This is a genomic window from Deinococcus radiotolerans (assembly GCF_014647435.1).
GTDB lineage: Bacteria > Deinococcota > Deinococci > Deinococcales > Deinococcaceae > Deinococcus > Deinococcus radiotolerans.
The window spans coordinates 1-23,234 of record NZ_BMPE01000034.1; the positions used below are offsets into that span (position 1 = coordinate 1).

Annotated in this window: 16 protein-coding genes; 7 read left to right on the forward strand and 9 right to left on the reverse strand. The window is 69.9% G+C overall.

Annotated elements, in window-relative coordinates; all coding sequences use genetic code 11:
• Nucleotides 1-59: 59 nt before the first annotated feature.
• Nucleotides 60-1,133 (reverse strand): GGDEF domain-containing protein, encoded by a 1,074-nt coding sequence (locus IEY63_RS21490; protein ID WP_189071038.1) that lies wholly within the window; start codon nucleotides 1,131-1,133, stop codon nucleotides 60-62.
• Between the two features lie 128 nt (nucleotides 1,134-1,261).
• Nucleotides 1,262-1,729: a hypothetical protein gene (locus tag IEY63_RS21495; protein ID WP_189071039.1), complete on the reverse strand. Its 468-nt coding sequence runs from the start codon at nucleotides 1,727-1,729 to the stop codon at nucleotides 1,262-1,264.
• A gap of 346 nt (nucleotides 1,730-2,075) precedes the next feature.
• Between IEY63_RS21495 and IEY63_RS21500 the strand changes: the two genes are divergently transcribed.
• Together IEY63_RS21500 and IEY63_RS21510 are read left to right on the forward strand one after the other, a co-directional pair.
• The gene (locus IEY63_RS21500) at nucleotides 2,076-2,678 is read left to right on the forward strand and encodes an HD-GYP domain-containing protein (protein WP_189071040.1); all 603 of its coding nucleotides are present in this window, start codon (nucleotides 2,076-2,078) and stop codon (nucleotides 2,676-2,678) included.
• Nucleotides 2,679-4,305: 1,627 nt separating this feature from the next.
• Nucleotides 4,306-6,534 (forward strand): putative bifunctional diguanylate cyclase/phosphodiesterase, encoded by a 2,229-nt coding sequence (locus IEY63_RS21510; protein ID WP_189071042.1) that lies wholly within the window; start codon nucleotides 4,306-4,308, stop codon nucleotides 6,532-6,534.
• Nucleotides 6,535-7,224: 690 nt separating this feature from the next.
• On the opposite strand, the gene IEY63_RS21515 is transcribed toward IEY63_RS21510, so the two are convergent.
• From IEY63_RS21515 to IEY63_RS21530, 4 genes are read right to left on the reverse strand one after another with little or no spacing between them, the layout of a single operon-like run.
• A complete protein-coding gene (locus tag IEY63_RS21515) occupies nucleotides 7,225-9,033 on the reverse strand; it encodes an ATP-binding protein (RefSeq protein WP_189071043.1) in 1,809 nt (602 codons plus the stop codon).
• A 38-nt stretch (nucleotides 9,034-9,071) separates the two neighbouring features.
• On the reverse strand, nucleotides 9,072-12,107 hold the full coding sequence (locus tag IEY63_RS21520; protein WP_229784851.1) for an ATP-binding protein: 3,036 nt from the start codon (nucleotides 12,105-12,107) through the stop codon (nucleotides 9,072-9,074).
• A gap of 51 nt (nucleotides 12,108-12,158) precedes the next feature.
• Complete coding sequence (locus IEY63_RS21525) at nucleotides 12,159-12,380, reverse strand: hypothetical protein (protein WP_189071045.1); 222 nt, start codon at nucleotides 12,378-12,380, stop codon at nucleotides 12,159-12,161.
• A 7-nt stretch (nucleotides 12,381-12,387) separates the two neighbouring features.
• Nucleotides 12,388-13,209 carry a hypothetical protein gene (locus tag IEY63_RS21530; RefSeq protein ID WP_189071046.1) on the reverse strand — a complete coding sequence of 274 codons (822 nt, stop codon included), beginning with the start codon at nucleotides 13,207-13,209 and terminating at the stop codon, nucleotides 12,388-12,390.
• A 389-nt stretch (nucleotides 13,210-13,598) separates the two neighbouring features.
• On the opposite strand from IEY63_RS21530, the gene IEY63_RS21535 reads away from it, so the two are divergent.
• Nucleotides 13,599-15,575: an ATP-binding protein gene (locus IEY63_RS21535; protein WP_189071047.1), complete on the forward strand. Its 1,977-nt coding sequence runs from the start codon at nucleotides 13,599-13,601 to the stop codon at nucleotides 15,573-15,575.
• A gap of 267 nt (nucleotides 15,576-15,842) precedes the next feature.
• The gene (locus tag IEY63_RS21540; protein ID WP_189071048.1) at nucleotides 15,843-16,511 is read left to right on the forward strand and encodes a TolB-like translocation protein; all 669 of its coding nucleotides are present in this window, start codon (nucleotides 15,843-15,845) and stop codon (nucleotides 16,509-16,511) included.
• Nucleotides 16,512-16,592: 81 nt separating this feature from the next.
• On the opposite strand, the gene IEY63_RS21545 is transcribed toward IEY63_RS21540, so the two are convergent.
• The 3 genes from IEY63_RS21545 to IEY63_RS21555 are packed head-to-tail and all read right to left on the reverse strand — an operon-like array spanning nucleotide 16,593 to nucleotide 19,672.
• Entirely contained in the window at nucleotides 16,593-17,648 is a 1,056-nt protein-coding gene (locus IEY63_RS21545) for a serine hydrolase domain-containing protein (RefSeq protein ID WP_189071049.1), read from the reverse strand.
• 30 nt (nucleotides 17,649-17,678) lie between these two features.
• Complete coding sequence (locus IEY63_RS21550) at nucleotides 17,679-18,683, reverse strand: hypothetical protein (protein WP_189071050.1); 1,005 nt, start codon at nucleotides 18,681-18,683, stop codon at nucleotides 17,679-17,681.
• Between the two features lie 56 nt (nucleotides 18,684-18,739).
• Nucleotides 18,740-19,672: a hypothetical protein gene (locus tag IEY63_RS21555; protein ID WP_189071051.1), complete on the reverse strand. Its 933-nt coding sequence runs from the start codon at nucleotides 19,670-19,672 to the stop codon at nucleotides 18,740-18,742.
• Between the two features lie 373 nt (nucleotides 19,673-20,045).
• On the opposite strand from IEY63_RS21555, the gene IEY63_RS21560 reads away from it, so the two are divergent.
• The 3 genes from IEY63_RS21560 to IEY63_RS21570 all read left to right on the forward strand — a co-directional run bounded on the left by IEY63_RS21560 (nucleotide 20,046) and on the right by IEY63_RS21570 (nucleotide 22,715).
• Nucleotides 20,046-20,636 (forward strand): hypothetical protein, encoded by a 591-nt coding sequence (locus IEY63_RS21560; RefSeq protein ID WP_189071052.1) that lies wholly within the window; start codon nucleotides 20,046-20,048, stop codon nucleotides 20,634-20,636.
• A 394-nt stretch (nucleotides 20,637-21,030) separates the two neighbouring features.
• On the forward strand, nucleotides 21,031-21,264 hold the full coding sequence (locus IEY63_RS21565; protein WP_189071053.1) for a hypothetical protein: 234 nt from the start codon (nucleotides 21,031-21,033) through the stop codon (nucleotides 21,262-21,264).
• 149 nt (nucleotides 21,265-21,413) lie between these two features.
• The gene (locus IEY63_RS21570) at nucleotides 21,414-22,715 is read left to right on the forward strand and encodes a hypothetical protein (protein WP_189071054.1); all 1,302 of its coding nucleotides are present in this window, start codon (nucleotides 21,414-21,416) and stop codon (nucleotides 22,713-22,715) included.
• The last annotated feature ends 519 nt before the right edge of the window (nucleotides 22,716-23,234 follow it).

The window sequence follows — 23,234 nt, forward strand, 5'->3', positions numbered from 1 at the left end:
GGGGCATAGGTCAAGTCTGCCACGACGCATCATCGTGCTTCCGTTCTGTCCTCAGGCTCTTAGTCGAGTGCGTGGCTTTGCACCTCCCACAACTGCGGATAGTCCAGTTCCGCCCGGTCCCGCCCCCCGGTTTTCGCCGTATACAGGCGGGCATCGGCCAGGCGCAGCCACGCCTCCACGGTCTCCACCTCCGCGCGCCTGACGCCACCCACACTGATCGTGATCGTGGCCCCGCTCCAGCTGACCTCCCGCCGCACCCGAGCCAGCAGCGCCGCCGCAACTGCGGGCACGTCCTCCCCGCCCAGCAGCACCAGGAATTCTTCGCCACCCCACCGCGCCACGTGTCCGCCCGAACCCACTTCCCGCGCCAGGCTCGCGCCGACGTCCCGCAGGACCCGGTCTCCCACGTCATGCCCGAACTGGTCGTTGACGCGTTTGAACCGGTCCACGTCCACCAGCAGCATCGAAGACGCTGGCGCCTGCGAGAAGGCCTCATGGATTCGGGTCAGCATCGCCCGCCGGTTCTCCAGACCAGTGAGCACGTCCGTATTGGCCAGCGCCTCGAAGGCACTCGTCTCGGCCCGCTCCACGGTGATGTTCCGCCCGAACGTGGAGAGGTGCGCCGCGAGCACGCCCGCCAGCGCGACATTCCAGAACAGCGCGGAAGGACCGCCGTGGACGAGCAGGGCCAGGCCAACGGCCGCCAGCACGCCGAGCAGATACAGGGCGGCCAGTGCGAGGCGCAGGATGCTGCATCCAGCCAGCAGCAGGAACACGCACCCGAACAGGATGTCGGCCGTCAGGGGCCCCTGCTGTAGCGCCAACTGCGTTCCGACGAGCGCACTCGCGGCCGCGAGGATGCCGTAATCCACCCACCGCCACGGGATCCGCCGGGTCCACAGGAGGGCCCACGCCACCAGACAGATTGCGCTTCCGGCCAGCGGCCACCAGACTGGGGTCTGCGAGCCTGTGATGACGAGGGCCAGCGCACTCAACAGCTGTGACGCAGCGCTGAGCGCCGTGACCCAGAGGTAGACGAGGCGGCGCTGCTCCTCAGTCAGTCGCCACCGGTACGGCACCGGGCCAACGGTTCTCAGGTGCTGCACGGCAGTCAGGAAAGATCGCGTATTCACGGGTGTGGCTCCTGCGATGCGACGCACCGCTGAGGCCAGTGTCGCGAGCGCCCTCTCACAAAACAGGCACGGGCACCTGCGAGGCACTTCCTGGCTCTACATGGTCAAGGAAATCGACTGGCCAACGTTCATGGCGCAGATCCGGACGTTCGTGGCGCTCTACCGGCGCTGCCAGTTCCCCCCAACTTCCTCGCCTGTTCCTCCGCCGGGATGAGCGTGACCTGCACGGTGAGCTGCAATGCGTCGGCGAGCTCGCGGAGGGTAACGAGGCTATGCTTCCAGTAGAAGGGGTCCATCATCCGCAGGATCACCCAGTGGCCTGTGTTGAGCTGCCGGGCGATCGCCTCGGTGCTGAGGGTGCTCGCCTCGATGGCCCGCCGCACCTCGAGGCTCAGGGGATTGATCGGTGCGGGGGTGATGGTGACGGGCTGAGCGTCATCCGGGATGGAGTGCCGCAGCAGATCGGACACGTCAGGGCGGCGCAGGTGGTCTGAGGAGTCCGGCTCGTCCAGGCGCTTCAGGGCCAGGGCTTCACGGGCACGCTCGATGACGCCGTCGCGGGTCGCGGCGCCGAGGGACTGACCGGTGGCCGGCACGAAGGCCAGCCACCGGTGTTCGAACCGCCAGATCAGAGCGACCGTCGTTCTGTGGGCGCGGCTTGGTGTATCGGGAACCAAGGGCGTCTCGGGTGCTGGCACAGTCATGCCGCAGGCTGGCATAACGACCTGTTCGTGCGCTGATGACCTGCGAAGGGTCAGGGGGCCCCAAATGGGGGCATTGGGGGGAGGAAGTGGTTCAACCACTTCTGAAAGGTTCTGCGGTCAGTGCCGTGTAGACCGCCGATTCCTGGCCGTTCACTCTGATCGCCAAGCTGATGAACACCCAGTCAGCACACTGTGAGAACTGACACCACGGTCACCTGCGCTTTACAGTGACTCCTTGATGAGCTCCCCCGCCCGACTCGCCGACCTGGCCGCCCCAGCCCCCTGGCGGCAACTGCGGCGCCTCGCCCGGCGTGCCGAAGCCCCCTCCACCCACGCGGAGCAGCACATGGACCGCGTCGGGCACCTCTCGGCCCTCATCGCCCAGGCCTACGGCCTCTCCGCGCAGGACGCCCAGCACCTCGGTCAGGCCGCCACCGTGCACGACATCGGCAAAGTCGTGATCCCCGCCAGCATCCTGAAGAAGCCCGGCCCACTCACCCTCGAGGAGTTCGAGGTCATCAAAACCCACTGCCGCGCCGGCGCGAACCTCCTGTGGGGGCACACGCCACTCCAGCGCCTCGCGGCGGAGATCGCCCTGAGTCACCACGAACGCTGGGACGGCCAGGGGTACCCGTACGGCTGGGCCGGCACGCAGACCCCCGTCTCCGCGCGGATCGTGGCGGTCGCGGACGTCTTTGACGCCCTCACCCGGGACCGACCGTACAAGCGGGCCTGGTCCCGGGCGCAGGCCCTTCGGGAGATCGCCACGCAAGCAGGCCAACATTTCGACCCGGCGGTGGTCGCGGCGTTCAAAACGGTCCTGGGCTTAACCCTACATTGAAGGGCTGATCCGCGCCCCGTGGTGGACGGGAAGCTGCGGCCAGCGGGAAGCACCGGTGGAGGTCCCGAGCGCGGGGGACTGATGGGCGGCGGGTTGACCGTCTGGGCACACGACCTGCACCGTTTCCATCAGGGCGATCAGGGAGGCCCGCTGCGGCCAGCGGTGCTCCCCGCGCCCGGCGCAGCGCCCAGCACCATGAATCTCCACGATCTGGTGCGTCTGATCACCGCCGCGTTGGGCGGAGGTGACCCGCGTGCAGTCCAGGTCCCGCAGGTGTCAGCACGGCCGCGAGGGCTTCTTCTGAATCCTACTCGGCGGCGCGGTGTACGCCGGCTTCTATCGCTTCATGGGTGGGGGCCAGCAGGAAGACCGACGGTCCGCCTGTACCAGAGGCGGCCCCGCAGTCCGCCTCGTCAGCGGCACGCGGTCTTGCCACCTTCTGGCTCTCGACGAGGATACCGGAGTCAGGTGCCAGCGTTCACCACCTCACGAAAAAGCCCCGCCGAAGCGGGGCATCAAATAGAACAGGTGATCAGATCAGTCGAAGGCGTGATCGGGTGTCCTGCATCCCGAGCGGAATCACGCTTGGTGCAACTGGCCCCTGCGGTCCTACGTACCCTTGCGGTCCCACAAGCCCCTGCGGACCTGTCGCTCCCGTCGGTCCAGCGGTACCCTGCGCGCTCGTGAGCCCGGTGTCCCCCTTCGCGTCAGCCGGACCGGTCGCCCCGATTGGGCCCTGTGGTCCTGGGGCACCCGTGTCCCCCACCGGCCCGTGAGGTCAAGTCAGACCCGTATCGCCCTTCGCACCTGTAGGGCTGACTGGACCTTGTGGGCCCGCGTCGCTCTTCGCACCAGTGGTGCCGGCTGCCTCTCAATTCGCTGCAGAGCGCAGATGGGGCACGCACCTCGCCCACCGGAGGCCGCCGGGTCGGGACCGTGCTGGTGGACTGCGTCTCTAAGGGACGCCCGGATGGTCGGACCGTGGGTCAGCAGTGCAGGTGGACGCTCCAGAGCTGCTCGGCGGGCGTGTGGCGCTGCGCTCCACGTCACTTGCAAGCGGGACACGCGAACGCATGTGTCGAGTGGCATGGCGGGTAGGTGTGGGCGGAAGGACGGCCCGGCCAGGGCGCGACCTTCGGGAGCTCACTCCCGAAAACGCCGAGGGGATGAGCCGGCCGGAGCCGGGGCTGACCCGGCGGGGAGGACCCGTCCTCGGGTGCCGGGCAGACCCCAGGACGGTTCACGTCAGGCACCACCGGAAGCGCGGTGATCTGGCCGGCCGCCTGACCGTCTCTTTTCTCCACCACAGAAGTACCGAGCCGGCGTGGTGTCCCGCCCACCGTGCGCCGGTCTGATCCCGGGTCCCCTCCAGAAACAGCGGTTGCCCCCATCACTGTGAACGCCGAAAAACTGCTCTGGCGGCCCAGCTTGGCTGCCTCCCGCGTCAGGACCGGTGGCCCGTCCAGCACTTGGTGAAGGGATAATGAAGGCAGACTGTACGTGTGCTGACGGCCTACCCCCACGGACGTGTGGAGTCACGGCCTATCCTCGGCTATGCCAACAGCCGAGTGCTTCCGGAGAGGAGGGCCGTCCACCAGCTGCCGAACCGGATACTCCCGGGGCCTGGATGCGCCGTGACCCGTTCGCCCCCGCCCGTGCCGCCGCGCGCGGCCTCATCTTCGTGCTCCTGTTCATCGCCCTGCAACGAGTATCGTTCCTGATCCATGACGTGCAGGGCGTGTCCCTGTGGTACCTCCCGGCTGGCCTGAGTGTCGCGTATCTGGTGCGCTTCGGCGCGTGGCAGGCCGGATGGGTGTACCTGGCGATCGCCGGGGCTGGCTGGCTCCAGTCCCCGGTGGCCCTCAATCATCCGGCCGCGCTGATTGGAACCGCCGGGTACCTGCTGGGGGCTCACCTCCTGCGCCAGGGGACGGGCTGGCAGACCGGACGGTTGAGTCTGCAGGATATCCTGGCCTTTCCGGTCTTGGCGTCCCTCACAGCCGGTGTTTCAGCCCTCACTGCGCCGGTCCTGTACCTCGCCGGCGACCTGATGGCCACCCCCTGGCTGTCCGTGGTGTTCGACTGGTGGGTTGGGGACATGGTGGGCATCGTGGTCGTGACACCGCCCCTGCTGCTCCTGTCAGCGGCGCGGCAGGTTCAGGGGGGTGAGGGGCGCCGCTCCTGGGGTGGCCTGCCGTGGGACGTGGTGGCGCCGTTCATCCTCGTGTCGCCCCTGACCTGGCTGGTGTTCACGGTGGCCGCTCCGCAGGGGTTGCGGCTTCATTTCCTGTGCTTCGTTCCACTCCTCTGGCTGGCCATCCGCTCCGGTCTGACCGCCGCGGTGGCTGGGAGCGTCCTGACCACCCTGTGCATGGCCCTGCTGATGCCACAAGCGGCGTTGCCTCACGCTGAGCTCGTGAGCGTTCAACTGCTTGTCCTGACCCTCACCCTGACCGCCCTGATCGTCGGTGCAGGCGCCACTGAACGTCAGCGGGACCGCGCCCGCCTCATGCACTTGGCCCTCACCGATCCCCTGACCGGCCTACCGAACCGTCACGCCTTTCTCAAGGCCGCGCAGGATCGGCTCCGCACCGATCCAGACCTGCTGATCACGGCCCTGGACGTGAGCCGGCTGAAATGGATCAACGATACGCTTGGGCAGGCCAGTGGGGATGAGGTGCTGGTCACCTTCGCCCGCCGTCTCCAGGCGAGTGTGCCTCATCACGGCGTGGTTGCCCGCCTAAATGGGGGGATGTTCGCCGTAGCCTGCTCCCCGTACCGTCCAGGTGACGTCCCCAGTGAGCCCATGGCCACCCTGCGCGCCGCCCTGAGTGTCCCGTTTGCCTTGGACGGGGCAGAGATCCAAGTTCATTTCCTCTGCGGGACCGCGCGTTCCACGCCAGGCACGACGGTCGAAACGCTCATGCAGCGCGCCGAGGAGGCCCTGGCGACCGCCCGGCAGACCGGCGTGGACGTGATCGACAGTTCCGCGCCGACACGCGGATCAGATGGGAAGGCTTCCTTCTCTGCCCTGCACTGTGAACACGACCTGCGCCGCGCCCTGGACCTGGGCGGGCAGCTGGCCCTGCACTACCAGCCGCAGTTTGAGTTGGCGACGCTGAACCTCACGTCGTTCGAAGCGCTCATCCGCTGGCATCACCCTGAACGGGGCCTGCTCGCGCCAGCCGAGTTCCTCCCTGTGGCGGAACGGACCCGGCTGATCATTCCGCTGAGCGTCTGGGTGCTGCAGGAAGCCTGCAGGCAACTGGCCCACTGGCTTACCCTGCCGGAGGCGGCGCACCTCCGGGTGGCGGTGAACGTCTCCCCTGGGCACCTGCACACCGGCCAGCTGCACCAGGACGTCCAGCAGGCACTGGCGGCCGCCGGGTTGCCCGGTGACCGGCTGGAACTGGAACTCACGGAGAGCAGCCTCCTGCTCGACCCAGCCCGCGCGAACGCACAACTCGCTCTGCTGCACGCCCAGGGCGTCCGGCTGGCCTTGGATGACTTCGGTACGGGCTACTCCAGCATCCGGCACCTGCGTGACTTCCAGGTCAGCACCCTGAAGATCGACCGGTCCTTCGTGCGGCGCCTGGGCGAGGACGCGCGGGACCGCCACCTCGTGACGGCACTGACCGCCCTGGGGCACGAACTGGGCACGAGCGTGCTCGCGGAGGGGGCGGAGTCGATGGAGGTCGTCGACCTGCTGCGCACCCTGGGCTGCGACAGCGTTCAGGGCTACGAGTTGGGCCGGCCGCTGCCGGCTGCCGACGCGACGCAGCTCATCAGGCGTCCCCCCGCTCCACGTCCCGCGGGTGATGTAGAAGAGGAGAGGCCTTCACGGGAGCAGGCCTGACTGTGCCGCTGGACCGAACGGGCGCCCCCTCCTCCGGGCCGCCAGGCACGGGTGGACCTTGCGCTGCACGACCGCAAGCTGTGTGTTGTCTCGCTCTGGACGGTTTCGGCTCGGGCTTGAACGTGTGCGCGGCCTGCAGCACGCTGGGTGGACTGCCTCTGCCCCTGGAACCCGCGTCGGCGCGGTTGAGAGCGGTGGATTTCTCCGGGCTTCTGAGCCTTATGACCACGCCACTGGACGTGCTGGGCGGCCCGTTCGCCGCGGCTCCGCGCCCACGCTCGGTGCGGGAGGCCGTCCGCTGAAGTGACGAGATGCTCACCTCAGAGGAGCAGGCCGTTTTCAGGGCCCGCGGGGCTTTCCGGGGCGGATTGACGCTAGGTGCCCTGGCGGGAATCACGGGCCGCTCCGGCACGCTGCCGATCCTGTTCGGCTTGATCGAGCATAGTCTGATCCTTCAGGCTGAGGGCGCGCCGCCCCGCTGGAGTCGGCTCGAGCCCGTACGGTCATATGCTGCGCAGACCCTGCGCGGCGCGACAGACGCTGAGGCGCTGCTGGCCACCACTGCCGCCTCAATCGCGGTGCGTCGGCGCAGCAGGTCCGCGACACTCTGCCGCCGGGCGAGCACCGGTCGCTGAATTCGGCGGCGCTGCGGAACCAGCCGGGACTCAGAACGCCGGATAATCTAGCGATCTACCGGACTGCATTTCGGACCGGGTATGAGGCAAGCGTGCCTGCCCGGCGCTGGAGGCACTGCCAGACGGTGGCCGACGTGGCGTCAAGCACCGCGTCGTGCACGAGATCGTGAGCGAATTGTTCCCCGCGGACCATCTGGGCCCGCTCGAGTTCCTCCCAGCTGTGCAGGAGCCGCAGGACCGGCCAGGTTAGGAGCTCGGCCACCTGTTCCAAAGAGCAGTCGCGGCCCAGGACGGCGGCGGCCTGCGCGGCCAGCAGCGCCTCGGGGGACAGGCCCCGGAGCCGTTCGGTCAGCAGGGGACGCAGGGTGCGGTCGGCGGCCTGCCGGACCGCGTCGGGTGTGAACACCTGCGCCTCGAACAGCCCTTTCGCCAGTTGCAGGGTGAGGTGCGGATTCCCAGCCGCGAAGCAGTGGATCTCCAGCGCCAGTTCGGGCTGGTCAGGCAGGCCCACGTGCGCGAGGAGGGTTCGCGTGTCCTCGGCGGTCAGGGGTGGCAGCTGAACCGTGCGGACAGCGCCGGCCTCGGACATGCTCCGGGTCAGGGCGTCCGCGGCGGGACTCAGCGCCTCCTCGCGGTAGCAGAACATGAACCGTACTGTCTCGGCCCCATGATCCCGGAACTTGGCGTGCACGTACGCGCCTGCCTCAATGGACGCGTCATCCATAGCGTGAAGGTCGTCGCAGAGCAGCGCCAGGGGTCCGCGCTCGGCAACGCGGCGCAGCAGCTCGTAGGTCGCGTCGTACAGCCGGAGCTTGTCCTCCGCGGACGTCATGGGGGCCGGCGCGCCGCCCAGTTCGGGCAGGATGCGGGACAGTTCGCGCCGCACCCAGTCGGGCAGTGAGCGGACTACGTCTGGAAAGGCGATCAGGGTCTGCCGGGCGGCGCGGGCGTGCGTAGTGTACGCGCGCTCCTGATCTCCGGGGCGTCCCTGAAGCAGCAGCAGGTGGCGGTCCGGGTGCGCGCGAATGAACTCAAGGGCCAGGCGGGTTTTCCCACTGCCGGGTGCGCCGGCCAGCGCCAGCCCCGCGCCGGCCTGCCACGCGGCGTCCATCTGCGCCCAGGCGCCCTCCCGGTTGATCAGGTGCGGCGGCCGCAGGAACCTGAGGGGCACGGCGGGCGGTGCGGCCTGGGCGGCGTCGGTGCCGATCAGCTGCGCGAGGCGCGTGGTGTCCGGGGAGGGGTCCACGCCCAGTTCCAGTGACAGGAGGGTGCGCAGTCGGTGGTAAGCCTGGAGCGCCGCCGCGCGGTCTCCCCGGTGGTGGTGCAGCCGCATCAGCTGCTGGTGGGCGTCCTCATCCAGGGGGTCAAGTTGGGTCCGGGCGGCCGACACGGCCAGCGCAGCGTCCAGATTCCCGCAGGTGGCCAGCTGCTCGGCGGCGGCGCGCTGGTCCTCGTTCTGGGCGGCGTCCCGGGCCACTCGGTGGGCGGTCAGCCACTCCTGAAAGGCGGGGCTGATCTCGCCGGACAGCTCGGCGAGCAGCACACCCTCGCCGGGGGTGGGCGGCCGGTGCAGGTCAATGGCGAGGTCCGGCGCCAGCGCCAGGGTCTGCTGACCCAGAATCAGGAGGCGGCCCGCCGCTTGGTGGAGCCGCCGCAAGAGCTGCACCAGGCTGTTGCGCGCCGCTGCCCGGGGCGTGTCCGGCCAGAGTAGGGCCGCGCACGTCTGGCGGGTCTGCGGCCCTTCCGCGGCCAGGAAGGTCAGGAGCGCCGCGGGCTTGCCGTCCAGGGGCAGCGGCGCTGAACCGCCCGTGAGCATCGACGGTCCCAGCAGGGAGAGCTGCCAGGTGCGTGCGGCGGAGGCCATGTGGGCACTCTAATGCGCCGCGCCTGCACTAAGCCGACTCACTTAGGGCGGCTGAGCATCACGGTCAGGATGGGGTCCGGACGGCCGGCCAGCGGGGTGGCGGTCAGGCCACGCAGCCCCCGCCGGGCCGCTGAATCCTGCAGGGCGCGGCGGGCGCCCGGGTCGCCCGCCAGGTCGGCCTGGTGCAACTGCGTGCGGAGCCACACGAAGGTGTCGCCCAGGTGCTGCGCCCGGCGGGTCAGGCGATCCAGCAGCTCGACCGCCGCGCCGCGCTGCCCGAGGTGGCTGAGCAGCGTGGCCTGCAGGGCCAGCTGCTCGGTGTGGAGCGTTGGCGGCAGGTCCGTGAGGGCCAGCGCCTCGTCCAGCGCTGCAGGCGTCGCCGACCCCTGAGCCAGGTCCAGCCACAGCTGCACCAGCCGCAGGGCGCTGAGCCAGCCCTGCTCCGCCGGCGTCTGCGCCTCCTGGCTGAGGGCGGCGTCCGTGAGCTGAGCCGCGCCCTCCGGATCACCGGTCCCCCAGCGGCTCAGGGCCTCGCCGTACGCGTTGATCAGGGCGACCACCCGGAATCCCTCCGTGTCGCCCAGCAGGTGACGGGCCCGCTGGGCATGCGCCAGCGCCGCCTCAAAATGGCCCAGCCGGTACGCGGCCCGTGACCACTTGGCGATGGCGGACGCGGCGGACGCGGGCGTGGAGACGTCCAGGTGCCACTGACTGGCCGCGCGGAGCGCCGGTCCAGCGCGGCGCGGGTCGGTCATCTGGAACGCGAAGCCCAGCCCTTCCAGCGCCCGCGCCTGCACGTCCCGGCGGCCCAACCGCGCCGCAAGCGACTCCAGGTGCGTCAGCAGTGGCAGAGCGGCGCGGTACTCGTGCTGCAGGGCGTGACCCGCGACGACTTCCAGCAGGTCAAGTTCCGTCGCCAGGTCCTGCGCCTGACGCGCCAGCAGCAGCCCCTGCTGCGCGCTCTGCATCTGCGCCCCGAACTCCTGACGGGCGAAGTGCAGGCGGGCGCGGTGCAGGGCGGCCCGTCCCTGCTGGGGGGTCGTCCGCGCCTGCCCCTCCAGGGCACTCACGGCCCGCTGCCACGTCGGCAGCTGATCCTCCAGGACGTACAGCGCTTCAAGTTGCTGGTCCAGGGCCTCAAATGCCGGTTCGGCCAGGTGCGCCGCGTCCAGCAGCTCGGCGGCCCGCCCCAGGAACTGACTGGCTTCGCGGTACAGGCCAGTGTCCTGCGCGGCGCGCCCTGCTTGCCTGAGCGCCCCGGCCGCCTCGGCGGGCCGGGCCCCCAGTTCCCAGTGCTGCGCGACCCGCGCGGGTGGCGCCGCATGCTGCGTCAGGGCGCGCGCCGCTGCGCGGTGAAGCAGCATGCGCAGCGGTCCCGGCAGGTGAAGCAGCAGCGCCTCACGCACGAGGTCGTGCGTGAACTGCCCGTCCAGCACGAGCCCAGCCGTCTCCAGCGTCTCCCAGGCGGTCCGGATGTCTGGTGCGGGCACGCCAAGCATGTCGGCCAGCACCGCGGGCTGAAGATCATGTCCCACGACGCTGGCGGCGCGGGCCAGTTGCCGTGCCACGGGGGTGAGCTGGTCCAGGCGGCCGGTGATGAGCTGCTGCGCCCGTCCCGTGTCCGGCAGGCGCCGCAGGTCGAAGGTCCCCCCCGGAGTCCAGAGGTGGCGGACGGTCTCCTCGAGGTACAGGGGGTTGCCTCCCGCGAACCGGTGGAGCAGGGGCGCGTGGCCCGCCAGGTCCGGTCCGCCCAGGTGACGCAGCAGGGTGGCGCTGGCCGCTTCTGAGATGGGAGCGAGGGGGAGGTGACGCACGTGGGGCTGGCGGATCAGTTCCGACAGGTGCCCGCGGACATCGGCCGGGAGGGCCTCGGGGCGCACGCAGGCGGTCACCGCCACCGGCAGGGCCTGATCCTGTAGCCACGACAGGCACAGGTCCAGGGACGGGCGGTCCATCAGGTGCAGATCGTCCAGGATCAGCGTCCTGACCTGACTGCTGGCCACCCGGTAGAGCGCGGTGACCGCCGCGCGCAGGGCTGGACCGGCGTCCGTGCCGCTCCGCTCGGCCTCCAGGCGTTCGGGCAGCAGCAGGCCGAGGACCGGCCATTGGCTCAGGTGCGCGTGCAGGTGCCGCTCCCGGTCCAGCAGGGCCCGCAGGCTCCGCGTGACGGCGGCGTATGGGACCGGCCCGTCACTGGGGCGGCCCGCGTAGATCAGGGCGTCCCCCTGCGCCGCTGCGTCCGCGAGGGCCAGCGTGGACTTGCCGATGCCGGCCTCACCGGTCAGGACGACGCTCTGCCCCGCGTGACGGGCCTGCGCCATGAGGTGCAGGAGGTCATCCCGTCCAGTCACCGTCCGCGGCGGCGCGGCGGCACTGGGCTCACGCCGCACGGCTGGCGCGGCCAACCGGCGCCCCTGCTCGATCTCCCGGGCCAGGGCCGCCGTGAGCGCCATCGGTTCGGTCTGAAGCGTGGCGCGCACCGTCCGCCGGAATTCCTCGAACGTCTGCAGGGCCGCCACCGGGTCGCCCGACAGGTACTGGGCCCGCATCAGCGCGCGGGTCGTTTCGTCGGACAGCGGCTGGAGGAATGCGGCGCGCTGGAGCAGCGGCGCCGCCTCCCGGAACTGCCCCGCGTCCTCCAGCGGCCGGGCGGCGAGCCGCGCGGCGCGCGCGCCTTCCGCCTGGAGGCGCGCGCGCTGATCTCCCAGCCACGTGCTGAACTCGTCCAGAGCGGGAAGGTCCAGATCCTCAAGGGGCAGCGTCCGCTCCAGCCGGTGACCGGTGCAGGCATCCACGCGCATGTGGTCACTCAGCGTCAGGTGTGCCCCGGGCGCCACGAGGGGAACGCCGTACCGCTGCGACATGCGCCGCAGCAGGATGACCAGATTGTTCCGACCCGCCTCACCCGCTTCCGGCCAGAGCAGATCAGCGGTCCTGGCCCGAGCGGCGCGGCCCTCCACGGCGAGGTACACGAGCAGCGCCAGCGGTTTCCCGCCGCAGGGGCGCCGCTGACCATCCGGGCTGATCAGACTCGGCGCCCCCCACAGGGTCAGTGTCCAAGCGGCGTCCGGCATCCGGTTCACGCTCCCAGTGGGCGTGGTCCCGCCCACGCCACGGCCCCCGGCTCAGTCCTCTGCATGGGGCGGCGCGTGTTCCGGTGAGTCCGGCCGGACCAACCGGTAATACAGGAAGAGCAGGGCGTCATCCGGTTCACGGAACTCATAGTGCGCGCCACTCACGCATTCGATGCGCGCCCGCCACAGCCGCTGCCCCGGCCCGGCAGGCCAGACCGAGACGTGGTACCGGTCACTGGCCCGCCGCGGGTCGTCGTCACTCCAGTCAGGCATCGCCGCCTCAGCGCCACAGTTCCAGCGACAGCGTCACGTTCGTCATGGGGGGCGTGAGGGTCACGCCGGTCTGCCCCTTCGCGGACGCCGCGTCCACCCAGTCGCCCGCATCCGGCTCGCCGTTGCCGTTGGTGTCCTCCCAGGCCAGCAGTTCGTAGGGCGTGGCGTCGAGGTTGTCCAGGGTGAAGCTCTGCACGTTCCCGGTCCCCGAGAGGGTCACGAAGCGGACACTCGCCTCATCCGCGCAGCCCCGGTCCACCCGGCAGGCGATCACCGCGGCGCCCTGGAGGCTGTGCCCCTGAGGGGCCGTGAGCACACCCGTGACGCGCCGCACCCTCTGGTCCGCCGCGCTGCCGCCCAGCACGCGGGGCCGGTTGTAGAGGCTGTCCCGGGCTTCACCTTTCGGATCGCCCAGGGCCAGCGTGTCCCCGCTGATCTTCCACGTGAAGACCGACGTGCGCAGTTCCCGCGTCTCGTAACTGCGGCTGGGCGAGCAGGTGTAGCCCTTGTTGTACACCGTGGTCGGCGTGAACGTGAGGATGTTGCCCTTGATGGTCACCTTGCCCTTGCTGGTGGTCAGGAGTTTTGACGTGCAGCTGTACGTGGAGACCACGATGATGCCGCTGCGCTCATAGGAGCCGTCCGCCTTGATGCGGATGATCTCACTCGTTCCGCTGCCCTCGGCGTACTTGCCGGAGGAGGGATCGTAATACTCGATGGGGGACACGTAGCCGAACTCCCACTGCCCCTGAAGGGCCGCCGGAATGGTGGCGGCCTGAGCGGAACACGTGGATAGAGCGAACAGCATACCGAAGGTCTTGAGATTCATGGCTGACTCCTCAGGCTGACCCGGTCAGCCCATGAGGTCACGGTAGACACCGCAGCGTGACACCGCAGTGACAGCCCCTGAACAGCCCTGACCCCTGCCCCCGGGCAGACGCAGTCACGCGTCCGCTGCAGCTGGTCAGGGGCTCCGGCCGACCTGGAGGTCGGGCAGCGGCGGTGAACCGGCGGCGGTCTGTCGGCGCTTCCAGGGAACGCGTGGGCTGGCCGGTGGCCCTGAACAGGTCAGTGCGCCCGGTTGTCCAGGCGGGTCCCGCTGTGGCCGCACCCGCAGGCGTCACAGGACGGCGCCACACGGGGCACACCGGACTGCAGGCGTCCAGGGTGCGCGGCCCCACATGGTCCGGCGAGGCTGTGGGATCATGGGGGACCGATATGAACGTCACGTGGACGCTGTCACTTCTGGGCGCTCCCACCCTGATGCAGGCGGGGCAGCCCGCTCAGGCACTGGAGGGCAAGAGCCTGGCCCTCCTGGCCTATCTGGCGCTGGAGGGCCAGGCGCCTCGGGCGCACCTGGCCCGGCTGCTGTGGCCCGACGCGCCGGAGCCCACCGCCCGGAACAACCTGGTTCAGACCCTGCGGCGCCTGGCGCGGACGTTCGGCTTTCCCCTGGTCACCGGACCGGACTTCCTCACGCTGGACCCGGCCGTCCGGGTCGATGTGCGTGCCCTGGACGTCACCGACCCCGGGGCCCTCTCTCTCGAGCCGCTGCTCAGGGGCACAGCCTTCGATGACCTGCCGGAACTCGCCGAGTGGCTCTACCTGCGCCGCGAGCAGTGGACCCGGCAGGTCATGGCCCGGCTCACGGTCGTGGCCGACCAGCACGAGGCGCACGGCGATCTTCAGGGTGCGTTGCAGGTGGCGGGGCGGCTGCTGGCTGTCCAACCCCTCTCGGAAGAGACGCACCGGCGGGTCATGCGGCTGCACTACCTCAACGGCGACCGCCCGGCGGCACTGGATGCGTTCGCGCGCTGCAAGGCGCTGCTGAGGCAGGACCTGGACCTGGAACCGTCACCGGCCACCCAGCACCTCGCGCTGGAGATCTCCCGTCAGGCCCCGCTGCCGGGTGCGTCGCCCAGCCCCGCCCTGCCGCTCGCGGTGCGCCGGCCGCCCTGCCTGGTGGGCCGCGAAGCCGAGTGGCAGCAGTTGCAGGCGGCCTGGGACGCGGGACAGTTCATCGTCGTGAGTGGCGACCCGGGGGTGGGCAAGACGCGGCTCCTGCAGGACTTCGCGGCGCAGCAGGGCGCGGCGCTGCGGGTGGTGGCCCGGCCGGGCGACGCCGTGGTGCCGTACGCCACGACCGCCCGCAGCCTCCGGCAGATTCTGGCGGATCATCCCGAACGGACCCTCTCGGATGACGAGCGGCACGTGCTGGGCACCCTGCTGCCCGACGTCCTGCGGGCAGGGGAGACCCCAGTCGTGGACCGCGCGCGGCTGCACCTGCTGATACAGGACCTCTACCGGACCGGGGCGAGGGCCGTGCGGGCCATCGTGTACGAGGACCTGCAGTACGCCGACGCCGCCTCCATCGAGGCGGGGTTCGTACTCATCTCCTCAGCGTTCCCGCTGGGGCAGCCGGACGGCGTACCGCAGATGCTGTGCACCGTGCGGCGCGGCGAACTACAGCCGTCCACGGCGCAGACCTTCGCGGAGCTCATCCACGCGGGGCTCGCCGCGCAGATTGATCTGGGCCCGCTGCCGGACGCCGCCGTCACCGCATTGATCGCGCAACTGGACGTCCCGCTCAGCGCGGACCTGACTCGCCGTCTCCAACGGTTCGTGGGCGGCAACCCCCTGTACCTGCTCGAAACGGTCCGCCACCTACTCAGCCAGCCCACCCAATCCAGTGACCGGCTGCCCATTACCGACCGCGTGGGTCAACTGGTCGACCGGCGGTTGGGCCGCCTCTCACCGGCCGCGCTCAACGTCGCGCGGGCCGCCGCGGTGGTGCAGAGTGACTTCGATATCGAGGTGCTGGCCGCCGTGCTCAACGCGCCGCTCATGGAGGTCATGTCCGCCTGGAGTGAACTCGAAGCCGCGCAGATCGTCTCCGGCTCCGACTTCACCCATGACCTGATCTACGAGGCCGTGCGGCGCCAGATGCCTGAACCGGTCCGCCTGCTCCTGCACCGCAGCGCCGCCCGGGCCCTCCAGGCCGGTCCGCCTGGCCGCGTGGCCATGCACTGGCTGCTGGCCGAAGATCCAGCCGAAGCCGTGCCGCATCTCCTGCTCGCCGCGGCCCAGGCACTCGACGTGGGCCGGGAAGCCGAGGGCCGCGCCTTCCTGGCCCAGGCCACGCAGGCGTACCACCAGCGTGAGCGCGCCGCTGGCCACGGCAGCGCGGAAGCCTGAGCCGCGCAGGGAAAGCCGGAACGGCTGCCGCCAGGTTCCACCAGGGTGGTTCGAGGGGTGCCAGTCCGACCAGGAGACGCTGGTGTCCGGGCCGAAGTGCGCTGACCGGACGTCATCCGGCGCGCCGAATGGCCCACCAGGCACGTGACGGCACGGACCTGCGCGGGGGCCGTGCCGCCTGCGCTCCGCCTGGACTTGACCAGCCAGAACACGCTGGCTCCGTCCATGTCACCCGTCCGTCATGGTGAGGGCGGCAGGCTGCGTGATATGCCCACCGTCCCACTTCGCGCCGGACTCGCGCTGGCCCTCACCGTCCTCCTGAACCCGCCCGGCGCGGCTGCGGCGACCGTAACGGTCCGTGACGGTGACCTGTACCTCAACACGCCGCAGCGTGCCATTCGTCTGACCACCTACGGCCGGAACTCCGATCCGGTGGTCTCACCAGATGGGCAGTGGGTGCTGTACCTCTCATTGCCGCAGTGGGTGGTGGGCGGCGGGTACCTGCCCACCAACGTCTGGGTGATGAACCTCCGCACGCGAGTGGCCCACCGCCTGGCCGACCAGCCGGCGCCGTCGACGCCCGAGGGACCGTACATCTGCCGCGATCTTCTCGTGTGGTCGAGCGACAGCCGAAGTGCCGCCTGGGTGGAGTGGCGCGTCACCAGCACCCGTAATTACACCAGGCCGAGTCCGACGTTCGTGGTGACCCAGTCCGTGGACGGCGACCGCCGGCAGGAGGTCCGGGTGCACTCGGCGTCAGCAACCCTGGGCTGGCGCGACGAGGATCTCTTCATACAGCTCTGGTCCTCGGTCACACCTGACCGCCGGTGGGTCAACAACGACCTCATGATGTCGCTCCGGCCGCAGGCGAGCGCTGCCGGTGACCGCGTCAGACTCAATGTCCAGACCGGCGCTCTCACGGTCGTGTCCCGCTGATCCAGACCTGCCGGGCTCCCGGCTGCGCAGGGCGCGAATGCCCTGGTCGCCACGGACGACAGGGCAGGCGGTCTGGGGTGCTCAGGAGGTCAGCAGGTCGTGCAGGTCCCAGGTGACGCGGGCCGCGCCGCCACTGACGTTGCTGAGCACCACGACGTGAACGCCGAGCAGAGGATAGTCAGCGGCGCGGGCGCTGACGCCCTCCTCCTCCCCGGTCAGCCCCACCCGGGTTACCTGCCCCTGCAGGTCCAGGGAGCAGGTCAGGCCGTGACCGACCCGCGTGGCCTGACCGCGGAGCGTGCCGGCACCGGCAACGGACCGTTCACCGTTCAGGAGCTGGGCGCTGAGGGGCGCGCTCAGCAGCTGCCCGCCGCGCAGGGCGTGCAGAAACCGGTCGAGATCCGCAGCCGCGCTCGTCACGCCGCCGTCCGCTGCAGGGGCCGGCGTAACGAGGTACGTGTTGCGGCGCCACCGGCCGTCCGGTTCGGAGGGTGGAACGTAACCCTGCGCGGTGTCTGGCACGACATCGTCGGTGTGATCGAACCCTGTCGCCGTCATGCCGGCGCGGCCGAAGACGAGGTCCTGCACGGTCTCTTCATAGGGCCGCCCGAGGATGTCTTCCAGGATCAGGCCCAGCAGGATGAAGCTGGCGTTGCTGTACCGGAAGTGCTCCCCCACGCCCGCCAGCGGGGCCTTGTGCGCGAACAGCGGCAGATAGTCGCGGTTGGTCCTGAGGGCGAACACGTCATGCTGGGCGCGCAGGCGCTGCCATTCCTCCGGCCAGTTCAGGCTCTCCTCGAACCAGTCCGCGAGGCCGGCCGTCATGGTGAGCAGGTGGCGGACCGTCACGGCCGGTGGAATCCGTGTGCCGCTCAGGTCCAGCACGTCGTGGGCGGGCGTGTCCAGCATGAGCCGTCCCGTTTCAATCAGATGCCACACGGCGACGGCCGTGAACGCCTTGCCGATCGACGCGACGCGGAAGCGGGTGCCTGGCGTGTGGCGGACGTTCCAGGTGCGGTCAGCCAGTCCGTAGGCGCGGGCCAGGGGCGGCCCGTCCTGGCTGGTGATGAGGACCGTGCCGTGAAAATCGCCGTCGTGGTCCAGCTGGTCAAGGTACGCGTGAAGGTCATGGACCATGGTCGTTCTGCGGGGCGCAGACTCACCTCCTTAGTTCAGGGTGCTGAGGTCAAAGTGCAGGGTGTGGGCCCGGCCTTCCTGGAAGGTCACCGCCTGCAGGGGACTGCGGCTGGGCACCTCGAACACGTACCGCGCGCGGTAATCCGCCGAGGGCGCCACCTGCAGGTTCGGGCCGCCCTCGCTGCGGGCCTTGAGGACCGTGACGGCCGGCAGGCGCTCCCCGTCAGCGTCCAGGATTTCCGCGGTGAGGGTGTTGCGACCCAGGTAACTGTCGGCGGGCGCCATGTTGTTCAGCAGGACCGTCGCCACGACGTAGCGGTACCCACTGCGGGGCGCGCGGCCGTCCAGGACCTCGTCGCTGAACGCGACCGTCTCGAGCGTCAGGTCGAAGCGCTCCAGGGGGTACTTGCGGTTCGGGAGGGCTGGAACGGCACTCAGGGCGCTCGCGCCACTCGGGTCGGCCGGGTCAGCGTACGGAGGGGTGAGCCGCGCGGTGACCTGACGCAGGTCGTACCGCAGGACGCCCGTGCCGGTCTCGCGTTCCACGATCAGTTTCGGTACCGGCCCGCGGGCGGGGACGACAATGACCGTCACGAAGTCCAGCGCCTGGGACGGCTTGAGTTGCAGCGAAGCCGATTCGCGCGTGCCGGCGCGCCCCACGCTCCTGAGGGCGGGGCGGTTCGTGTTGCCCGCATCGACCGCGGTGATGGTCAGCGACTGGGCGTTGAAGAAGGCGTCTTTCTTCTGCGGGTTCGCCACCCGGAACGTCAGGACCAGCAGCTTCTGATCGGCCTGGGGGGTCACGACCTCGGTGCCGATGATCACCCGGGACACACTGAATTCCGCCTTGAGCAGCGTGAAGTTCAGAGGGGCGCTGCGGCCGATCGTGTAGGGCTTGCCGGGCACGGCCGCGACGCCCGCCAGCGGCACGGTCCCCTGGAGGACCGGTGTCTGCGCTGCGGCCACACAGCCGGCTGGACCGAACGGAAGGAGAAGGGCGAGGGAGAGGAGGGTCAGGCGGGAAGCAGTCGTCATGGGGCAACCTTATGAAGGGGGGGATGACATCGCAGTGACGCCGGACGAGAGGACGTTCAGGGACGCTGCATCGTCACGGTGCCGCTGCCCAGCGGCTGGTCGGCGTCATCCACCGCCCGGAACGTGCCCCTGAACTGATCGCCGGTGAACGTGCCCGTGACGTGGAAGGTCACGGTGCCGTCCCCAGCATCGACGCCGAGCATAAAGGCGCCCGAGCGTGGTCCGAGCACCCACGCCACCCGCTCCGGACCCACGAATCCGCTGCCTGAGAGGGACGTCTCCCCATCGTCATAGAGGTCCAGCGTGAGGGTCACGCGCTGACCGGGAATGTCGAGCGTGGCGGTCCAGCGGCCCGTGGCCGACCACACCGCAGGCCTGACCGGCGCTGCTGCGGGCGCCGGGGCGGCGCGACCTGGCGTCACCGGGCCGTCCGCGGCCAAGGACGGCGCGCTGGCCTGAGCCCACGCGGCCTGATCCGCCGCTGCGGTCGCCTGCGCGGCCGCGCGCGACACGTAGGTCCGCCGGGTTCCGTCCACATTCACGGTCAGCTGGGCGTCCTGCACGGCGATCGTGGCCCGGTACGGCGGCGCGGTGCGCGGTTCCGTGTCGCCCTGGGACCGCTTGCACCCTGAATTCAGGGACTGCGGCGAGAGCCCGCTGATCCGGCGGCCCTGTGCTGGCGTGAACGTCACCTGATCGCCGGAACGCTGATACCGGCCGGATTCCGTGGTCACGGTCAGGGTGCCGCAGGTGATGACGTACGCGCCGAAGTAACCAGGGACGTACGTGAAGTCAATGTCCGTCAGGGTGTACTGCCCGTCCGGGCGCAGCGTCAGGCGGGTGGTGTCCGCCTGCGCGCCACTGTAGGCACTCTCGTACACCGCGGCGGGGTAGGCGAAGCCGGACAGCCACTCGCCGGTCAGCGTGGGGGCCGTGGCGGCAGCGGCGGGCGTGAACAGCATCACAGTCAGGGTGAACAGGCGAAGCATTGGGCCTCCTCGGGCAGGTGCAGGCGGCTGAGGGAGCCGCGGGACGTCAGGGGTGACCGCCGCGCCGGAAGCGGCCCGGATCATCTGGCGAACGGCGAGGGCCGCCCGCGCGGGTCGCTTGCCGGGGTGGGGCGCAGTCCGGTAGGGAGGACCACCGTCACGCTAGGCAGGGGACCGTGACGTCCGGATGACAGGCCCGCGGACGATCCCCGCCCACCGGTGTCATTCAGCAGTCACGGCCATCCCGCAAGACTCGTGACGGCCGTGACATGCGAATCCATCCCCCTGCCCCATCAACCCGAGACACCTCGATTCTTCCTGCCTGGAGCGCGCGTCCAGCGCGGCCCATGGACGCACCACCCGGAGGCCCACCATGACCCTCAACCCAGATCAAATGCTGGTCCCCACCGCCTTCGTCACCGCACACGTCATGTTCAGGCGGCAGCAGCTGGAGGACAACGAAGGGGACTACGACGCGGTGATGGACTCCCGGCACGACCTGCGCGTGTGGAGCGACAGCCCCTGGCCGGAAGACGGCTTTACCCGGGAAGAGAATGCCGCTGACCTCAGCATGCACATGGGCGAGCATGACCGCGACGAGGGCTACGGCTTCAGCATCTTCCGCACGGACAACCGGCAGTTCCTCGGCTCGCTGTACTTTCATCCGGTCGCCCCGTTCCGCGATCACTACGCGCCGTCCCCTCACGCGGACGCCCGGCTCAGGCCGCTCGACGTCCGCGTGGAGTACTGGCTGCGCCGCGGAACCGACGCCGCCCTGCACCAGGACGTCCTGCAGGGGGTCCAGACGTGGCTCAAGCGCGACTGGTGGTTCCAGGGCGTGACCTTCGGCTCCCGGCGGAACATGCATGAGCAGCGCCGGAGATACGAGGCCGCGGGCCTGACCGAACTCACCCAACTGGTGGCCAGGGACGGCGAGCGCCGATTTCACTTCCACGTGTCGTAACGGCGCCGGACCAGATTCCGCAGGCGCAGCGCCGGACCCACCACCCGCGAGATCGGGGGGCGAGACGCAGCGGTCCGCCAGCGGCCACAGACGGCCGCTCCGGTGGACTGCCGTGCAGGTGTGCTGCGGGGGAAGGTCAGCGTCTGCAGGACCGTGGAGATCAGGCAGCCCTGAAGACCGTGGTGGTGGACCGCAGGTGGGAACACCGGACCTCGGTCCGCCCATGACAGGCAGCGCGCCCGTCCTTCAAGGGCTCAGCGAGCGCGAAGACCGCGCACACGCCCTGACGGTCAGCCCGCCGCGTTCCTCACCGTCATGACCGTCATTCCCCTACGGCCCCCAGGACACCTGGACCGTCACCGGCCTGTCACGATGCGGCACGTACGGTCACGGCATGTTGATGCATGACACGGCCCTGTGGGCCATGGCCAAGTACCTGGCTGAGGTTGATTTCCGCGTGCGCTGCCAGTCCGGGGAAGATCCTCCTGCGGCGTGGGCAGGCACGTCGCAGCGGTTGAGCGAGATGCTGGACGCCACCGGCTACAACCTGTCCTTTTTCGCCCCGGAAGTGACCGCCATGAAACGCGCGCTGCTTAGACCCGCCCGCGCTGCGGAACGGGCCCTCTGACCCCATCAGAGCAGGCGTGCGCAGGTGGGGCGCTCGGCTCAGCATGGTCCACCATTCCGCTTCTCGACCGACTCCGATCTACTCTGTCGCCCTGCCGTGCCACCGAGGTGTCACCGGGGTGTCACGGTCCGCCGCCTACCGTCGGAAACATGCGACGTTCACTCACGCTGATCTGCCTGTCCCTTGCCCTCTCCGGTCTGGCCAGCGCCGCTGATCTGGCAGGTGTGGATATCGACCGGAACGGCATTCGGGACGATATCGACCAGTACATTGCGGAGCGGACACCCGTCCAGTCCGCTGAGCGAACGGCGGCGCAGGCGTACGCGCGGGCACTCCAGAGCGCCGTGACCGGTCAGCAGAACGCGGGCGCGCTCAGCGCACTCGTGTCGTTGCGGCAGCAGGGGGCTGACTGGTCCACCTGGGCGCGCGATCTGCGCGAACTGACCGTCAACACGGGCGCGCGACTCGACGCCTACGCCGCCGCGCTGGACCGCGCCGGCCCTCAGTTCCTCCCCCTCCAGCCTGACGGCGAGCAGGCGTGCCCGAACCGCGCCTGCACAGTGCTCGTCTTTCAGAATGGCATTCTGACGTCGGAAGACTCAGCGCTCCGGAGCCTGCTGGCCCTGCGGCAACTCCTGGGGGACACCCAGGCCGGTCGGCGGCTGCTGTACGCCCTGAACTACAACCCGACCGAAGGCGTAGGGGACTTCGTGGAAGTGTTCCGCCAGAAATTCGGCGAGCATGACCGCGGCGCGGCCGCCTTCGCCGGAACGCTGGGAGCGCCCGACGCCCTCACCGGCGTCCTGGCCACCCTGCTGCAGGCGAAACTCCGCGCCACCACCTCGGCTGCGCCGACCACCCTGGGAGGCTGGGTGTCCGCCCTGACGCAGCCCCGCCGGACCCTCACCGCTGCTGCGCCCCTGCCCACGCCCGCTGAACTCGCGGACACCACGCGCCAATACACTGGCGCGTACCTCGATCAGGTCGTGCACGCGACGGTAGACATGAGACACCGCCTGGGCGAGACGACGTACATGGATGACAACGCCAGAGCACTGGCCGATGGGCTGGAAGCCTACCTGCGCCGCGGCCTGCGGGTCGTGCTCGTCGCCCACAGCCAGGGCAACCTGTACGCCGACGTGGTGCAGCGGGAACTCAAGCGCCGCGGCGTGCCCCTGACCCGCTTCGCCGTGGTGGGCGTCGCCGTCCCGAACGGTGAGCCCCCGGCGGGCGGGCGGTACGTCTCCACGCAGGCGGACCTCGTGCTCGGCGCACTCCGCTTCCTCTTCCCGGTGCTGGCCGCCAATGACCGTACGGTCGCGCCCGTCCAGCCGGGCAGCGCGTTCCTCGGCCACGGCTTCGTGGACGTCTACACCCGCCCGGGTTCACCCGTCGCAGAGCGCGTGATCAGCGCGATCCGCGACACGATCACGGACCTGTCCAGCCAGTAACACGGCACCACCTCAGCACCAGACATTTGAGGGAACTGACGTGCTGGGGGTCTGGAATGGCCTCCCCGGGAGGCGCAGGCCGTTCCAGAAGACATCGCTGCCCCACCCGCCCGATTCCGGATCTGCCACCCGATCCGCAGTTGTCCTGCCGGTGGGCGTGGGTTGCTGCCCGCTGCGCGCCGATCTGGGTCATCCAGGCCAGGGCGCGACACCGCCATCCGAACGACCCAGCCATTCGCTCTGGGGTCGTCCTGGGTGTGGAGTTCAGGTGCACGCCACGAGATGTCGACGAGCTGAACGTGGCTTCAATGCGCCAGCGGAGACGAGAGGTGCCCCTAACGTCCAGCACGGGTCAATCCGGCGTCACGATCACCTTGTCCTCCACGGGGGACAGGGTGATGACCACGTGCAGTCATCTGAATGACACCCTCAGCCGCTCAACCAGGGTGCGCACCTAAGAGCCTGAGGACAGAACACGTCGGACTATGTTCCGATCATGGTCGAGCAGCTCGTACCCGA

Coding starts and splice junctions, on each gene's coding strand:
- IEY63_RS21565 (WP_189071053.1), top strand. CDS start 21,031: ATGTTGATGCATGACACGGCCCTGTGGGCCATGGCCAAGTACCTGGCT.
- IEY63_RS21570 (WP_189071054.1), top strand. CDS start 21,414: ATGCGACGTTCACTCACGCTGATCTGCCTGTCCCTTGCCCTCTCCGGT.
- IEY63_RS21530 (WP_189071046.1), bottom strand. CDS start 13,209: ATGAATCTCAAGACCTTCGGTATGCTGTTCGCTCTATCCACGTGTTCC.
- IEY63_RS21525 (WP_189071045.1), bottom strand. CDS start 12,380: ATGCCTGACTGGAGTGACGACGACCCGCGGCGGGCCAGTGACCGGTAC.
- IEY63_RS21560 (WP_189071052.1), top strand. CDS start 20,046: ATGACCCTCAACCCAGATCAAATGCTGGTCCCCACCGCCTTCGTCACC.
- IEY63_RS21545 (WP_189071049.1), bottom strand. CDS start 17,648: ATGGTCCATGACCTTCACGCGTACCTTGACCAGCTGGACCACGACGGC.
- IEY63_RS21535 (WP_189071047.1), top strand. CDS start 13,599: ATGAACGTCACGTGGACGCTGTCACTTCTGGGCGCTCCCACCCTGATG.
- IEY63_RS21540 (WP_189071048.1), top strand. CDS start 15,843: ATGCCCACCGTCCCACTTCGCGCCGGACTCGCGCTGGCCCTCACCGTC.
- IEY63_RS21510 (WP_189071042.1), top strand. CDS start 4,306: ATGCGCCGTGACCCGTTCGCCCCCGCCCGTGCCGCCGCGCGCGGCCTC.
- IEY63_RS21550 (WP_189071050.1), bottom strand. CDS start 18,683: ATGACGACTGCTTCCCGCCTGACCCTCCTCTCCCTCGCCCTTCTCCTT.
- IEY63_RS21500 (WP_189071040.1), top strand. CDS start 2,076: ATGAGCTCCCCCGCCCGACTCGCCGACCTGGCCGCCCCAGCCCCCTGG.
- IEY63_RS21515 (WP_189071043.1), bottom strand. CDS start 9,033: ATGGCCTCCGCCGCACGCACCTGGCAGCTCTCCCTGCTGGGACCGTCG.
- IEY63_RS21520 (WP_229784851.1), bottom strand. CDS start 12,107: ATGCCGGACGCCGCTTGGACACTGACCCTGTGGGGGGCGCCGAGTCTG.
- IEY63_RS21555 (WP_189071051.1), bottom strand. CDS start 19,672: ATGCTTCGCCTGTTCACCCTGACTGTGATGCTGTTCACGCCCGCCGCT.